Raw genomic sequence first — 976 nt, forward strand, 5'->3', positions numbered from 1 at the left:
ATCCGATCAAAATCGGCGGAAAACCTTCAGTGAAAAGTGATTGGCTGCCGGGTAAACAATCGGTAGATTCCGTGTTGTTTCCGTTCCGGCAACAGGTAAAAACTATACACAGGTTTTCAGGGCTCCGCAAATCGGCAGGGCACTTTTGACAGTGATCGTGGTTACACTGTGGTGGCATAATCCGCGGGCGTACTCTGACGCCCTGACAGTTGAACAAATCTGCAGCGGAATCGCGACTGCTTTGCTCCTGCGGTTTACAGGATCTCTGTACGTTTATGGAGCGTATTCAGGAAGACGAACTTCTTCATTGCCCACCATCGGAAGATCATCCCAAGTAACGTCCCGATAATTGGTCCGGCGATAAAGTCGGCGATCTCCTGGACGATAAAAGAAACGTGTGGTTCCGTGATTCCAAAGATCCAACGGGATACATAAACCGGCGCCGCAGTAATTCCAATAGCTACCGTAGACATGCCGACGAATTTGATGAACTGAATACGTTTGAGGCCGTGGGCGACATCCCCAAAGGTAAACCGTCTCGAGAGGTAGTAGGAAACTACCGTGGCCGCTGCATTAGCGATAAGAAAAGCTGAAGTTGGATGCGCCCCCAGAATCGTGAACTTCAATCCGTAATTCACTGCCAAGGTCAGGAGGAAGCAGAATCCTCCTATGCCCAGGAAGTACAGAGCTCTCTTTCGTTCCCGATACTGTTTTGGGCGCGATGGATCCCGTGCGCCTTCATCGCTAAATGCTTTGGCTCTGCCACTCATGGATCAAGCATAGACATCCCAGGATCGGCGAATAGAAAATTGAAACTTAATCAGGGCGGTTCTTAGTTATCCATATGGGTCACCTTGCACAGCATGCTCAGATTGAAGCTCATGAGCTTCCAGCGATGTATGAGTCGGACATTTTCGTGGCAGCGTCCAATGGCCAGGATGGGGGCAATGAGTTGTTATGCCCTGCGGCTCAACGG

The 976-nt window shown here is 50.3% G+C and carries 1 protein-coding gene; it reads right to left on the reverse strand.

Annotation, left to right across the window (positions count from 1 at the left end; genetic code table 11):
• Window positions 1-254: 254 nt before the first annotated feature.
• On the reverse strand, window positions 255-770 hold the full coding sequence (locus ACIOTN_RS17930; protein ID WP_402735843.1) for a GtrA family protein: 516 nt from the start codon (window positions 768-770) through the stop codon (window positions 255-257).
• Window positions 771-976: the final 206 nt, after the last annotated feature.

The sequence above is a fragment of the Glutamicibacter sp. NPDC087661 genome (genome assembly GCF_044743275.1).
In the GTDB taxonomy this organism is placed as follows: domain Bacteria; phylum Actinomycetota; class Actinomycetes; order Actinomycetales; family Micrococcaceae; genus Glutamicibacter.